General features: G+C 72.9%; 12 protein-coding genes. 6 read left to right on the plus strand and 6 right to left on the minus strand.

The window, feature by feature from the left end; all coding sequences use genetic code 11:
• The first annotated feature begins 33 nt into the window (after positions 1 to 33).
• The 3 genes from ACZ4MF_RS36185 (at position 34) to fxsA (ending at position 3,660) form a co-directional block, all read left to right on the plus strand.
• Positions 34 to 1,650, plus strand: a complete 1,617-nt coding sequence (locus ACZ4MF_RS36185; RefSeq protein WP_467496858.1) for an amidohydrolase — start codon at positions 34 to 36, stop codon at positions 1,648 to 1,650.
• Positions 1,651 to 2,237: 587 nt separating this feature from the next.
• Positions 2,238 to 3,026, plus strand: a complete 789-nt coding sequence (locus ACZ4MF_RS36190) for a polyprenol monophosphomannose synthase (protein ID WP_356032818.1) — start codon at positions 2,238 to 2,240, stop codon at positions 3,024 to 3,026.
• A gap of 70 nt (positions 3,027 to 3,096) precedes the next feature.
• Positions 3,097 to 3,660 carry an FxsA family membrane protein gene (gene fxsA / locus ACZ4MF_RS36195; protein ID WP_467496860.1) on the plus strand — a complete coding sequence of 188 codons (564 nt, stop codon included), beginning with the start codon at positions 3,097 to 3,099 and terminating at the stop codon, positions 3,658 to 3,660.
• An 80-nt stretch (positions 3,661 to 3,740) separates the two neighbouring features.
• Here the strand turns inward: fxsA and ACZ4MF_RS36200 are convergent, their stop codons facing one another.
• From ACZ4MF_RS36200 to yczE, 4 genes are all read right to left on the minus strand, one after another.
• The gene (locus ACZ4MF_RS36200) at positions 3,741 to 4,115 is read right to left on the minus strand and encodes an RNA polymerase-binding protein RbpA (RefSeq protein ID WP_003977404.1); all 375 of its coding nucleotides are present in this window, start codon (positions 4,113 to 4,115) and stop codon (positions 3,741 to 3,743) included.
• Positions 4,116 to 4,393: 278 nt separating this feature from the next.
• Complete coding sequence (locus ACZ4MF_RS36205; protein ID WP_467496862.1) at positions 4,394 to 5,740, minus strand: MFS transporter; 1,347 nt, start codon at positions 5,738 to 5,740, stop codon at positions 4,394 to 4,396.
• A gap of 55 nt (positions 5,741 to 5,795) precedes the next feature.
• A complete protein-coding gene (locus tag ACZ4MF_RS36210) occupies positions 5,796 to 6,572 on the minus strand; it encodes a glycerophosphodiester phosphodiesterase (protein WP_467496864.1) in 777 nt (258 codons plus the stop codon).
• Positions 6,569 to 7,222 (minus strand): membrane protein YczE, encoded by a 654-nt coding sequence (gene yczE / locus ACZ4MF_RS36215; protein WP_467496866.1) that lies wholly within the window; start codon positions 7,220 to 7,222, stop codon positions 6,569 to 6,571. The genes ACZ4MF_RS36210 and yczE overlap by 4 nt, the downstream gene beginning before the upstream one ends.
• 102 nt (positions 7,223 to 7,324) lie before the next feature.
• Between yczE and ACZ4MF_RS36220 the strand changes: the two genes are divergently transcribed.
• Entirely contained in the window at positions 7,325 to 8,833 is a 1,509-nt protein-coding gene (locus ACZ4MF_RS36220) for an SCO1417 family PLP biosynthesis transcription factor (protein WP_467496868.1), read from the plus strand.
• Between the two features lie 54 nt (positions 8,834 to 8,887).
• Here the strand turns inward: ACZ4MF_RS36220 and ACZ4MF_RS36225 are convergent, their stop codons facing one another.
• Positions 8,888 to 10,510, minus strand: coding sequence for a hypothetical protein (locus ACZ4MF_RS36225; protein WP_467496870.1), 1,623 nt, complete (start codon positions 10,508 to 10,510; stop codon positions 8,888 to 8,890).
• Between the two features lie 40 nt (positions 10,511 to 10,550).
• Positions 10,551 to 10,745 carry a hypothetical protein gene (locus ACZ4MF_RS36230; protein WP_356032837.1) on the minus strand — a complete coding sequence of 65 codons (195 nt, stop codon included), beginning with the start codon at positions 10,743 to 10,745 and terminating at the stop codon, positions 10,551 to 10,553.
• A 307-nt stretch (positions 10,746 to 11,052) separates the two neighbouring features.
• Between ACZ4MF_RS36230 and ACZ4MF_RS36235 the strand changes: the two genes are divergently transcribed.
• The gene (locus tag ACZ4MF_RS36235; RefSeq protein ID WP_356032840.1) at positions 11,053 to 11,445 is read left to right on the plus strand and encodes an ankyrin repeat domain-containing protein; all 393 of its coding nucleotides are present in this window, start codon (positions 11,053 to 11,055) and stop codon (positions 11,443 to 11,445) included.
• Positions 11,446 to 11,745: 300 nt separating this feature from the next.
• A complete protein-coding gene (locus tag ACZ4MF_RS36240; protein ID WP_467496873.1) occupies positions 11,746 to 13,164 on the plus strand; it encodes a HEAT repeat domain-containing protein in 1,419 nt (472 codons plus the stop codon).
• Positions 13,165 to 13,167: the final 3 nt, after the last annotated feature.

Below are 13,167 nucleotides of genomic sequence, written 5' to 3' on the forward strand. Positions count from 1 at the left end.
GCGGCACCGCCGCGGCGAGAGAAACTGTCGGCTATGAGTGAGCGCACCGCCGAGCCCCCCCAGACCGTCCTCCTGCGCCGCGGCGAGGTGCACAGCCCCGCGGACCCCTTCGCGACGGCGATGGTCGTGGAGGCCGGCCATGTCGCCTGGGTCGGCTCCGAGGGCGCCGCCGACGCCTTCGCCGAGGGTGTGGACGAGGTCGTCGACCTCGACGGCGCCCTCGTCACCCCCGCCTTCACCGACGCCCATGTGCACACCACGTCCACCGGCCTCGCCCTGACCGGCCTCGACCTGTCCGCGGCCCCCTCGCTGGACGCGGCCCTCGCCCGGGTCCGCGAGTTCGCCGCCGCCCGCCCGGACGACCGCGTCCTGCTGGGCCACGGCTGGGACGCCGCCCGCTGGCCCGGCGGCCGCCCGCCGACCCGCGCCGAGCTGGACGAGGCCGCCGGCGGCCGTCCGCTGTACCTCTCCCGCATCGACGTCCACTCCGCGGTCGTCACCACCGCCCTGCTCGACCTGGTGCCCGGTGACCTCCCGCGCACGGACGCCCCGCTCACGAAGGACGACCACCACGCCGTACGCCGGGCCGCGTACGCCGCCGTCACCCCGGCCCAGCGTGCCGAGGCCCAGCGCACCGCCCTGGCGCACGCCGCCTCGCTCGGCATCGGCACGGTGCACGAGTGCGGCGGGCCGCAGATCTCCTCCGAGGACGATTTCACCGGCCTGCTCGCGCTCGCCGCCGAGGAGTCCGGCCCGAGGGTCGTCGGCTACTGGGCCGAGCGGGCCGACGAAGGCGTGGCCAGGGCGCGCGAACTGGGCGCCGCGGGAGCGGCCGGTGACCTCTTCGCCGACGGCGCCCTCGGCTCGCACACCGCCTGCCTCCACGAGCCGTACGCCGACGCCGCCCACACCGGCACCGCCTACCTGGACGCCGAGGACGTCGCCGCGCATGTCGTCGCCTGCACCGAGGCGGGCCTGCAGGCCGGCTTCCACGCCATCGGCGACGCCGCCGTGAGCGCCGTCGTGGAGGGGGTGCGCGCCGCCGCCGAGAAGCTGGGCCTCGCCCGCGTCCGCGCCGCCCGCCACCGCGTCGAACACGCCGAGATGCTCACCCCGGAGACGGTCGCCGGCTTCGCCGAGCTGGGCCTGATCGCCTCCGTGCAGCCCGCCTTCGACGCGCTGTGGGGCGGCGGGGACGGCATGTACGCGCGGCGGCTGGGAGCGGCGCGGGCCCGCACCCTCAACCCGTTCGCGGCCCTGCTGCGCGCCGGCGTGCCGCTCGCCTTCGGCTCCGACAGCCCGGTCACCCCACTCGACCCGTGGGGCACCGTGCGCGCCGCCGCGTTCCACCACACGCCCGAGCACCGGGTCTCCGTGCGCGCCGCGTTCACGGCCCACACGCGCGGCGGCTGGCGGGCCGTGGGATGGGACGACGCGGGGATCCTGGTGCCGGGCGCCCCCGCCGACTACGCCGTCTGGCGCACCGACGAGCTGGTCGTCCAGGCCCCCGACGACCGGGTGGCCCGCTGGTCGACCGACCCGCGCTCCGGCACACCGGGCCTTCCCGACCTCACCCCGGGCCGCGACCTGCCGGTCTGCCTGCGTACGGTGGTGGGCGGACGAACAGTGTTCGTACGGCCGGGCGAGTGATCTGCCGGGGTGGCGCGGCGCCGGCCGGTCGCCGTCGCCGCGCCGCCCGACCTGCGCATCCTCCCGGGCCGGCCCGGCGCCCCGGCCGTCGTGGCCGGTCCGGGGGGTGTTTGACAGTCGGCGCCCACGGGCCGGTAGGTTCGTCCGAGTCCACCACCGGACGTCCGACCGGGGAGCGTTCACGCGACTCGTCGCAGCGCCGCTGGGTCAGGGACGGTGTGCCGCACCGGGCACCGCCACTGGGAGCCAGGCTCAGCGCCCGCGCCGACGAGGGAACGTTCCGGCCGGTCGGCAAGGTGTGACCCGGGTGGGGCCCGGCGCTCAGTAGACAACGGCTTTCGGTCGATCCGCAGCCAGCGGGTCCCAGGTCGGCCCGAAGGGCGCCGGGCCTCCATCCGCAGGGGCCACAGGTGGCGTCGGGGTCACAGGTGGCGGAAAGATACTCAATGCCCACCACCAAGGTGCCGAAAAACGCGTTCTTACCCCACTCTTGTGGAATCGACACCACGATACGAACGATGTCGGTGCGACCGGCCAGGCCCCGGCCACTATGGTTGGACCCCTGCGTACGACCAGAAGGGGCAGCAGTGAACGACGGCGACGGGACCCTGGACGCCAAAAACCAGGGGAGGCAGTTCGGTCCGCTCGGCACAGCCTTGGTGATCATTCCGACCTACAACGAGGCGGAGAACATCAAGACCATCGTCGGCCGGGTACGCAAGGCCGTCCCCGAGGCGCACGTGCTGATCGCGGACGACAACAGTCCCGACGGCACGGGAAAGCTCGCCGACGAACTGGCCGCCGAGGACACGCACGTCCAGGTGATGCACCGCAAGGGCAAGGAAGGCCTCGGCGCCGCCTACCTCGCGGGCTTCCGCTGGGGCATGGAGCACGACTACGGCGTGCTGATCGAGATGGACGCCGACGGCTCCCACCAGCCCGAGGAGCTGCCCCGGCTGCTCACCGCCCTCAAGAGCGCCGACCTGGTGCTCGGCTCCCGCTGGGTGCCCGGCGGCCGGGTGGTCAACTGGCCCAAGTCCCGTGAGTTCATCTCGCGCGGCGGCAGCCTCTACTCGCGCATCGCCCTCGACCTGCCGCTGCGCGACATCACCGGCGGCTACCGGGCCTTCCGGCGCGAGACGCTGGAGGGCCTGGGCCTGGACGAGGTCGCCTCGCAGGGCTACTGCTTCCAGGTCGACCTCGCCCGCCGCGCGGTCAGGGCCGGCTACCACGTGGTCGAGGTCCCGATCACGTTCGTCGAGCGCGAACTCGGCGACTCCAAGATGAGCAAGAACATCCTCATCGAGGCGCTGTGGCGGGTCACCGCCTGGGGCGCCGGGGACCGTGTCGCCAAGCTCAAGGGCAAGCGGGCCTGACGCTCGTCGCACGGTCGGGGCCGATCGCCCCCTTATCCCGTGCTGAGGGGCCGCCAGGCACACTGGGAGCATGACGACTGGTGTTCCCACCTCCGCGTACTCCACCCGGCCCCGGCGCTCCCGGCTGCGCAGGTATCTGCCGCTGGGGGTCGCCGCGTGGCTGGTGCTGGAGATCTGGCTGCTGACCCTGGTCGCGGGCGCGGCCGGCGGTCTCGCCGTCTTCCTGTTGCTCGTCGCGGGCCTCGTCGGCGGCTCCGTGGTCATCAAGCGGGCGGGCCGCCGTGCCTTCCAGAGCCTCAACGAGGCCTTGCAGCAGGGCGGTTCCCCGGCGCGCGGCGGTGGCAACGGCCTGATGATGCTCGGCGGCCTGCTGCTGATGATCCCCGGCCTCCTCTCCGACGCGGCGGGCCTCCTGCTGCTCCTGCCGCCGGTCCAGAAGGCCGTGAGCCGCTTCGCCGAGAACACCCTGGAGAAGCGGCTGCGTGCCGCGGCCCCGGGGAGTCTGGGTGACGCCTTCCAGCAGGCCCGTATGCACCGGCCCGACGGCAAGGTGGTGCAGGGCGAGGTCATCCGCGAGGACGGCGCGGGACACCGTCCGGAGCCGGGGGAGCAGTACCCGCCCCTGACGCGCTGAGCGTCCCGTACTCATACGAAAACCGCGGGCGCCGTACGTGAGATTCACGTACGGCGCCCGCGGTGTGTTCGTCTGCGGCGTTATGCGGACTTACGGCTGTCCCGAGGGTGAACCGCGATGTTCATCGCCCCCGAGCGCAGAACCGCCAGGCGCTCCTCAAGGACCTCTTCGAGTTCCTCACGGGTACGCCGCTCCATCAGCATGTCCCAGTGGGTACGCGCGGGCTTGGCCTTCTTCTCCTCAGGGCCGTCGCCGTCGACGAGGAGTGCCTGGGCCCCGCAGACCTTGCACTCCCACTCCGGCGGGATCTCCGCCTCGACCGAGAAGGGCATCTCGAAACGATGCCCCTTCTCACATGCGTACTCCACGGCCTGGCGCGGGGCCAGGTCGATACCGCGGTCCGTCTCGTAGCTGGTCACCACGAGGCGCGTACCGCGAAGAGCTCGCTCACTCATGAATCGTGCCTCCCGGGCTTGTCGCCCACAGGACAGGTGTCGCTGTCGTCGTCATCCGGTCAACGTCCGGTCGGCGGTAAAGATTCCCGTTCCGAGTCCCGTTCCGGGTCATGCGTCGCCGTCGTAGCCGCCCCTTGTTGTACCCACCAGCGCCCGGTTTGTCACATCTGCTAGCAGATGTCACCCAGCGTTTCGGCATCTTTGACGCGCAGTAACGGTACGCCTGGCAGGCCAAACGCGTACACTACCGCCCTTTCGCCTTGAACGCTAAATCCGCGTTAGATCTTTTCCGGGACGGGGTTCCCCGCCTCGGCGATCGCCCGCCGCACCGGAACCCGGGCGAGCAGGGCGAAACCGATCACGAAGAAGGCCACCAGCGAGATGATCGCGGAACGATAGCTGCCGGTCAGCTGGTACGTCACGCCGAACAGCAGCGGCCCGAGCCAGCTCATCCCGCGGTCGCTCATCTCGTACGCCGAGAAGTACTCGGCCTCCTTGCCGGGCGGCACGAGATGGGAGAACAGCGACCGGGACAGCGCCTGGCTGCCGCCGAGGACCAGGCCGATCCCGGAGGCCAGCACGAAGAAGAACACCGGCGCCTTCGCGGGCAGGAAGTAGCCTGCCGCCAGGGTGAGCGTCCAGGCCACCAGCGAGCCCAGGATCGTGCGCTGCGCGCCGTGCGTCCGGGCCAGCCGCCCCATCGCCAGCGCCCCGGCCACCGCCAGCACCTGCACCAGCAGCACCGCCACGATGAGCGTCGACTGACCGAGCCCCAGCTCCTGCGAGCCGTAGACCGAGGCCTGGGAGATCACCGTCTGGATGCCGTCGTTGTAGATCAGGTACGCCAGCAGGAACGACAGCGTCAGCGGATGCCGGCGCATGTCCCGGACCGTCGCCGCGAGCTGGCGCAGCCCGGGCGCCGTGGCGCGCTCCGCGCGCGCGTGCCGGTCGCGCAGCCGGCTCAGCGGTACGAGCGTGAAGGCGCCCCACCACAGGCCCGCCGCGGCCAGGCAGATCCGCACCGCCTCCGTCTGGGACAGCCCGAAGGAGCCGTGCGCCGAGTACAGCACCAGGTTGGCGACGAGGACCGTGGAGCCCGCCGCGTAGCCGAAGGCCCAGCCCCGCGAGGAGATCGCGTCGCGTTCCTCGGGCGGGGCGATCTGCGGCAGGTAGGAGTTGTAGAGCATCATCCCGACGGACTGCGCCGCGTTGGCCACGACGAGGAGCACCCCGCCGAGCAGATACCGGTCGCCGTCGAGGAAGAACATGCCGGTGGTCGCGGCCGCCCCGGTGTACGCCGCCGCCGCGAGCAGGGGCTTCTTGCGGCCCGTGCGGTCGGCCGCGCTGCCGACCAGCGGCATCAGCACCACGGCCACGATCACCGAGAGGGACACCGAGTAGGCGAAGAAGGAGCCCGCCCGGACCGGCACGCCCAGCGGATGCACATAGCCGCCGGAGTCCGCGGCCCGCTCGGCGACCGAGGTGAGGTAGGGCCCCAGGAACACCGTGAGGACGCTCGTCGAGTAGACCGAGCAGGCCCAGTCGTAGAAGTACCAGCCGCGTTGCTCGCGCCGGAGAGCGGCGGTCTCGTCCGCAGCCCCTGTGCGCACGGTGTCGATTCCCACCCGTGCCCTCGCTTTCCCCGCTGAACTGCGAAGGCTCGGGCCGCCGCCGGGCCGGTCAGGCCCAGACGCCGCGGTCCTCCATGACCTTGCGCAATGTGTCGATGTGATCGGTCATGATGCCATCGACACCCAGGTCCAGGAGCCGGTGCATGCGTTCCGGTTCGTTGATCGTCCACACGTGCACGTGCAGCCCGCGCGCGTGGGCGGCGCGAACGAAGCGCTGGTCGACCACCGGCACGCCCGACTGCGCCTCGGGCACCTGGGCGGCGACGGCGGAGCGGCGCACGGCGGCCGGCAGACCCCACGAGCGCAGCCGCAGGCTGAGCACCCCGCGCGTGCCGAAGGAGGTCGCGAGGCGCGGCCCGGCCAGCCGCTGGGCGCGCAGCACCCGCGCCTCGGAGAAGGAGCCCACGCAGACCCGGTCCCAGGCGTCCGTGCGCTCGATCAGGTCCAGCAGCGGCCGCAGGGCGGGCTCCGCCTTGACGTCGACGTTCCAGCGGACCCCGGGGAAGGTCTCCAGCAACTCCTCGAACAGCGGCACCGGTTCACGCCCGCCCACGCGCGCGTGCCGTACGTCCTCCCACGGCAGGTCCGCGATCCGGCCCGCCCCGTCGGACACCCGGTCCAGGGTCGAGTCGTGGAAGGCGACGAGCCGGCCGTCCGCCGTGGCGTGCACATCGGTCTCGATGTACCGGTAGCCCATCTCCACCGCGTGGCGGAACTGTGCCACGGTGTTCTCGATGCCGTCGGCGGCCCCGCCCCGGTGGGCGAAGGGGATGGGGCCGGGGTGGTCGAGGTACGGGTGGCGCTTGGCCGGTGTCGTGAGGGTCACGGACGCAGTATCACTCGTTCCGGTGTCGCTTCGGCAACGACCGTGCTGCGGGCCGATTCCGCCGGGATGGCGAACACCCGGAGGAAGAGCTGGGCGAGCGGGCCGATGCACACCGCGTACAGCACGGTGCCCACGCCGACCGTGCCGCCCAGCGCGAAGCCGGTGACCACCACCGCCACCTCGATCGTCGTGCGCACCAGCCGGATCGAGCGGCCGGTGCGCCGGTGCAGCCCGGTCATCAGCCCGTCGCGGGGGCCGGGGCCGAAGCGCGCCGAGATGTACAGGCCGGTCGCGGCGCCGTTCAGCACGATCCCCGCGAGCATCAGCGGGATCCGTACGGCGAGGGAGCGCGGGTCGGGGACCAGTGCGAGCGTGCCGTCCATGGCGAGGCCGACGGCGAAGACGTTGGAGACCGTGCCGAGTCCCGGGCGCTGGCGCAGCGGGATCCACAGCAGCAGCACCGCCGCGCCCACGACGATCGACACCACGCCGATGGTCAGCCCGGTCAGCTTCGCGAGCCCTTGGTGCAGCACGCCCCAGGGCTCCAGCCCGAGGCCCGCCGCCACGAGCAGCGCGGCACTCGCGCCGTAGAGCGCGAGGCCGGCGTACAGCTGGATCAGCCGCCGTACGAGACGGTCGGGAGTGGACATGAAATACCCCCCTGGGTGGTGGCAGTGGCCTGACACATGTCACTCTGTGGCTTGGGATGAAGAGTCATCCATGGCCAATTCGGGGAAGGTGGACTGATCGTCATGGCGCAGTGGACCTCTGCGATGGGCGCCGCGCAACTCGCCCGGCTCCTCAACTCCCAGCAGGAGCGTCCGGCCGGTCCGGGCACCCGCCGCCCGCCCGCGTACCGCGCACTGGCGGACGGCATCCGGCTCCTGGTGCTCGAAGGGCGCGTGCCGGTCGCCGCCCGCCTCCCCGCCGAACGCGAACTCGCCCTCTCCCTGTCCGTGAGCCGCACCACCGTCGCGGCCGCGTACGAGGCGCTGCGCAGCGAGGGCTTCCTGGAGTCCCGGCGCGGCGCCGGCAGCTGGACCGCGGTGCCGGCCGGGAACCCGATCCCGGCCCGCGGCCTCGAACCCCTGCCCCCGGAGGCGCTGGGCTCGGTGATCGACCTGGGCTGCGCCTCGCTCCCGGCCCCCGAGCCCTGGCTGACCCGGGCCGTGCAGGGCGCCCTGGAGGAACTGCCGCCGTACGCCCACACGCACGGCGACTATCCGGCCGGGCTGCCCGCGCTGCGCGAGATGATCGCCGAGCGCTACACCGCGCGCGGGATCCCCACCATGCCCGAGCAGATCATGGTGACGACGGGGGCGATGGGCGCCATCGACGCGATCTGCCACCTCTTCGCGGGCCGTGGCGAGCGCATCGCGGTGGAATCCCCGTCCTACGCCAACATCCTCCAGCTGATGCGCGAGGCCGGCGCCCGCCTGGTCCCGGTCGCCATGGCCGAAGGCCTGTCGGGCTGGGACATGGACCGCTGGCGCCAGGTGCTGCGCGAGGCCGCGCCGCGCATCGCCTACGTGGTCGCCGACTTCCACAACCCCACCGGCGCGCTCGCCGACGAGGACCAGCGGCGCCGGCTGGTGGACGCGGCGCGCTCGGCCGGCACCGTGCTCGTCGCGGACGAGACGATGACGGAGCTGTGGCTGGACGAGGACCTGGACGCGGCGGACATGCCCCGCCCGGTGTGCGGGTTCGACCCGGCGGGTTCCACGGTGATCACGGTCGGCTCGGCCAGCAAGGCGTTTTGGGCGGGCATGCGCATCGGCTGGGTGCGGGCGGCGCCGGACGTGATCCGCAGCCTGGTCGCCGCGCGCGCGTACGCCGATCTCGGCACCCCGGTGCTGGAACAGCTCGCCGTCAACTGGCTCTTCAGTACAGGGGGTTGGGAGCAGGCGGTGGAACTGCGCCGCGCTCAGGCCCGGGAGAACCGGGACGCGCTGGTGTCGGTGCTCCGCCGTGAACTGCCCACCTGGGAGTTCGAGGTGCCGCGGGGCGGTCTGACCCTGTGGGTCCGCGCCGGCGGCCTGTCCGGGTCCCGGCTCGCCGAGGCGGGCGAACGCACCGGCGTTCGCGTCCCCTCCGGCCCCCGCTTCGGCGTGGACGGCGCGTTCGAGGGCTATGTACGGCTGCCGTTCACCGTCGGGGGAGCGGTGGCGGAGGAGGCGGCGGTACGGCTGGCGGCCGCGGCCCGGCTGGTGGAGACGGGGGCGACGGGGGGCGTGGAGCCGCCGCGGACGTTCGTGGCCTGACGCCTCCTGCGCGGCTTTGCGGGGCGCCGGTAGCGGGATGCGGTGCGCGCGCCCTTACGTGGTCTCCGCCCCCACCGTCTCCGCACGCACCGTCTCCGCGCTCACCGAGGGTTTCGTCAGATCCGCCGGCTCCGGCGGCTGGGCCTCCACCACCGCGCTCCGGGGCGGCAGCAGGTCCAGCACCGCCGCGCTGTCGGCGTCGCTCGTGGCGTCGTCGTACGGGTCCGGGGTACGCGGCACCTGGAGGCGGTGCACCGGGCCGGAGCCCAGGCGGGCGTAGCCGCGTCCGGGCGGGACCTGGCCCGGCGGTGTGGTGTGCGGCGCGGCGCCGAGGACCGCCTCCACCTGGCGAGGCGTGGTGGAGCCGAGGACGACACGCGCGCGTGTGTGCTGGCGGACGACGTCGCTCAGCGCCTCCGCGCCGTCGAACTGCTCGGCCACCACGACGGTCACGTTCGCCGCGCGGCCGTGCCGCAGCGGGACCTGGAGCAGGGCCTGCGGGTCCTGGCGGCCCTCCGAGCCGGCGAGGTGCGCGAAGACGGCGGGTCGGTCGAGGAGGATCCACAGCGGGCGGCGGGTGTCCGCCGGCGGTGGGTCGCCCGCCTGCCGGGCCAGGTTGATGGCGATGAGCCGGCGTTCGGTCTCCTGCGCGGCCCACTCCAGGCTCGCCAGGGCGCCGGGCAGCGCGCACTCCACGGCCAGGACGCCGTCCCGGCCGGTCAGGCACGCGTACTCGCCGGTGCCGCCGCCGTCGACGATCAGGACGTCGCCGTACCGCAGCGCCTGGAGGGCGAGGGAGCGCAGCAGGGTCGACGCGCCGCCGCCCGGCTGGCCCACGGCCAACAGGTGCGGCTCGGTGGAGCGCACGCCGGTGCGCCAGACGACCGGCGGGACGTCGATCTGTTCCTCGCCGTAGGCGAGGGGGAGCGTGCGCTGCACCTCACCCGGGTCGGTGAAGCCGAGGACGGTCTCGCCCGGCGCGGTGACGAAGTGCTGGGCGGCGATGTCGGTGGGCAGCGGGGCGAGGACGGTGACGGTGAGCTGGTTGCCCTCCTCGTCCCACCCGAAGTGGTATTCGCGGCCGCGTCCGGCCTTCGCGGTGAGCAGGTGCTCGATCCGCGCGCGGGCCTCGGACTCGCCGTCCGGGAAGTAGGCCGGGTAGCGGATCACGAGGTGGCCGACGCGGCCGTCGTCGTCGAACTCGTGCGTCGCGAAGGCCTTCTCCCACTCCCCGCCGTGCGTGTACAGGGGCGCCGGGTCCTCGGGGTCGGTGAAGTACGGCACCAGGGCCTCGTAGAGGGACTGGAGCCGCTCGATCTGGCTCTCGTCCGGCCCTTCGGGGGCCGGCTCGGTGCGGTCGCGGCCGTGCCAGGCCGCTGCCGCCATCACGGACAGGACGGCGAGCAACGGGCCGTACGGCGTCAGCGCCACGACCAGGACCATGGCGGCCACCAGGAACAGCAGCGGCCCGCGCTTGTCCTCGGGCGTGTCCGCCCACTTGCGCCGCCCGGCCGAGGCCAGCCGGCGCATCCCGCGCGTGACGGCGATCAGCGGATGGAGGACGTCGGTGGCACTGTCGGCCGCCGTCCGGGCCAGCTCCCGGCTCCGGGCGAGCTGCGTCCGGGCGATCTGGGCGCTGTCCTTGCTCAGAATGCGGGGGAGAGGGCGCCGGGCCACTGCTGTCTCCTGATGGTGCGTGCGGGCGGGACGGGCTGGGTCAGAACTTGATGCCGCCGAGGAGGCTCGCCAGGCTCTCGCCGCCGGCCTTGATGCTCGGGGCGATGCCCGTGCTGGCGAGATAGAAGCCGAACAGGGCTGTCACGGTCGCGTGCGAGCCCTTGAGTCCGTCCTTGCGGAAGAACAGGAAGACGATGACGCCGAGAATGATCACGCCGGACATGGAAAAGACCATTTGAGGCCTCCTGGTGTCGAGGGGGACAGTCACCATGAGTTCTTCCAGGATCACAGGATGTGTCCATACGATAAAAGGTGCAAATGGGTGAAATCTGACTGCTGTCCCTCGGTCGGCGGAGCGCGTTCCGCCCGGTTGGCCAGGGCTGATGCCCCGAACAGGGGCGGGCGTGATCTTTACCTTGGGCACATCGGGTCATGTGCCCCGCGAGCCAGTACGCTGACGATTCACTCGTACGGCCGTGTTCCGCTCGCTGCCGTACGCTCCCTGCAAGTCCCCGAAGTTTCCAGGAGAGGCGGTCCGGCCGATGAGCGAAGCCCCCGACCCCGAGGTCGTGGAGCTGGCGACCAAGATCTTCGATCTGGCCCGGCAGGGGCAGACCGAGGCGCTCGTGGCGTACGTCGACGCGGGTGTTCCGGCCAACCTCACCAATGACCGCGGCGACTCCCTCGTGATGCTCGCCGCCTACCACGGCCACGCGGCGACGGTGCGCGAACTGCTCGCGCGCGGCGCGGCGGCGGACCACGTCAACGACCGAGGCCAGACGCCGCTCGCGGGAGCCGTCTTCAAGGGTGAGGCCGAGGTCATCAAGGCGCTCCTGGCGGGCGGGGCCGATCCCGCCGCGGGCACGCCCTCCGCCGTCGACACCGCGCGGATGTTCGGCAAGACGGAACTCCTGGAACTGTTCGGCGCACACTGACGCACATGTCCTGACTAGGTACGACACACAAAACGGGGGAGGCGGTACAAGGCCGCCGGAAATACGGTCGCGGCAGCACACACCGCGGGTCATCATGACGACGTGATTCACGGACGCGATGGCTGGGCAGGTGTTGCCGCACCGCGCGGGCCGTGATGCGGTCCGCATGGGCCACCGACGAGAGGCAGAGAGAAATGGTCTACAGCAAGCAAGAGACGGCGGGCGCTCCGACGTTGTGTCACGCGGCCAGGTAGTGCGTGTTCTCCGGTTGCGTCGACGCTTGATGTGAGGCTGTTTCCCATGTTCGATCCGTTCATAGCGCCGAGCGGTACGCTGCTCGGCCTGTTGCAGCGGGGCCGCGGCGACGGCACGCTGCACGCGCTCACCGCCCCGCGCGCGGAAGCGCTCGCGGCGCTGAACCAGTGCGTGCTGCGCGACCCCCGCCAGGACTGGCAGGTGGAGAACCGCTCTCTCTACTACGCACGCCTGTACCTCGACCTGAATGGCGAGCTGGACGAAATCGCGGCCCATCTCTTCGGCCCCGAGGACGTTCTCGACACCGACGAGTCCCGCACCGGTCTCGCCCTCGCCGTGCTCGGGCACCTCGCCTCCTACGGCAGGCTCGACGCGCTCGAACTGCTGCGGCGGTACGCCGCCACGGGCAGCAACTGGGCGTGGGCCCTGGACGAGCTGGCCCTGCGGGACGACGACGCGGGCCTGCGCGCCCTCGCCGCCCCCGTCCTGGCCCGCTTCGGCACCGACCCCGAGGGCGAGGCCGAGCTGGCCGCCGCCGTCCGGGACGCCTTCGAGCCCCGGCCCTGGCGGCTGTGGACGGAGGATCCGCGCGAATCGATCGCCACGCGTGTGCGTGCCGCGCAGGAGACCGGCTGTTTCGACCGCTGGCAGCGGCAGATGCAGCCGACCGGTCCCCGGCCGGGCTGGAGCGTGCGCGCCGTCTTCGAGTGGGCGCAGGCGGGCATGGACCGCGGCGCCGCACTCCATGTGCCGGCCGCCCGCTGTCTGGTCGCCGTGGCCGGTCCCGAGGACCGCGCGGAGATCGTCCAGGCCGCCCGGACCGGCACCGACGGCGCCCGCTGCACCGCCCTGCGCTATCTCGCCGACGGCAACGACGCCGAAGCCCTCGACCTGATCGAGGCCGCGGTCGCCGACGGCACCACCGTCGTCGTGGAGGCCGCCGTCGACGCCTTCGAACGGATGCGCAGCGTCGCCGCCGTCGACCGCGCCCGCCGCTGGGCCCAGCGCCCCGACCCCCTCGGCGCCGCCGCGGGCCGCATGCTCGCCTGCCGGGGCGGCGCGCGCGACAAGGACCTGGTCCTCGGCGCCCTGCGCGAGGCCGTACGCGGCGAGGGCCCCGACGCACCCACCCTGTGGACCCTCGTGGACGGCGCCGGACGCCTCGGCATCGCCTGCGCCGCCCCCGTCCTGCGGCACGTCTACCGTGAGACGGCCTCGTCCCACCTGCGCGGCCGCGCCGCCCACGCCCTGGCCGCCACCGACCCCTCCTTCGCCGCCGGCTTCGCCGTCGAATGCCTGTGGGACTGCGAGGAGACCACCCGCGAGATCGCCGCCCGGCACGCCGAGACCGGTGACACCCGGGTCGTGGAGCGCCTGCGCCGCCTGGCCGCCGATCCGGCCGAGGAGGCAGAGGTGCAGACGGCCGTCCGCAGCCGCTTCGGCCCCGACACCGCCGGCGGCTGACCC

The sequence above is a fragment of the Streptomyces sp. NPDC025793 genome (assembly GCF_055558375.1).

Bases quoted from the DNA above. Each gene is read 5' to 3' on its own strand.
- ACZ4MF_RS36185 (WP_467496858.1), top strand. From the start codon at position 34: ATGAGTGAGCGCACCGCCGAGCCCCCCCAGACCGTCCTCCTGCGCCGC.
- fxsA (WP_467496860.1), top strand. From the start codon at position 3,097: ATGACGACTGGTGTTCCCACCTCCGCGTACTCCACCCGGCCCCGGCGC.
- ACZ4MF_RS36200 (WP_003977404.1), bottom strand. From the start codon at position 4,115: ATGAGTGAGCGAGCTCTTCGCGGTACGCGCCTCGTGGTGACCAGCTAC.
- yczE (WP_467496866.1), bottom strand. From the start codon at position 7,222: ATGTCCACTCCCGACCGTCTCGTACGGCGGCTGATCCAGCTGTACGCC.
- ACZ4MF_RS36220 (WP_467496868.1), top strand. From the start codon at position 7,325: ATGGCGCAGTGGACCTCTGCGATGGGCGCCGCGCAACTCGCCCGGCTC.
- ACZ4MF_RS36230 (WP_356032837.1), bottom strand. From the start codon at position 10,745: ATGGTCTTTTCCATGTCCGGCGTGATCATTCTCGGCGTCATCGTCTTC.
- ACZ4MF_RS36235 (WP_356032840.1), top strand. From the start codon at position 11,053: ATGAGCGAAGCCCCCGACCCCGAGGTCGTGGAGCTGGCGACCAAGATC.
- ACZ4MF_RS36240 (WP_467496873.1), top strand. From the start codon at position 11,746: ATGTTCGATCCGTTCATAGCGCCGAGCGGTACGCTGCTCGGCCTGTTG.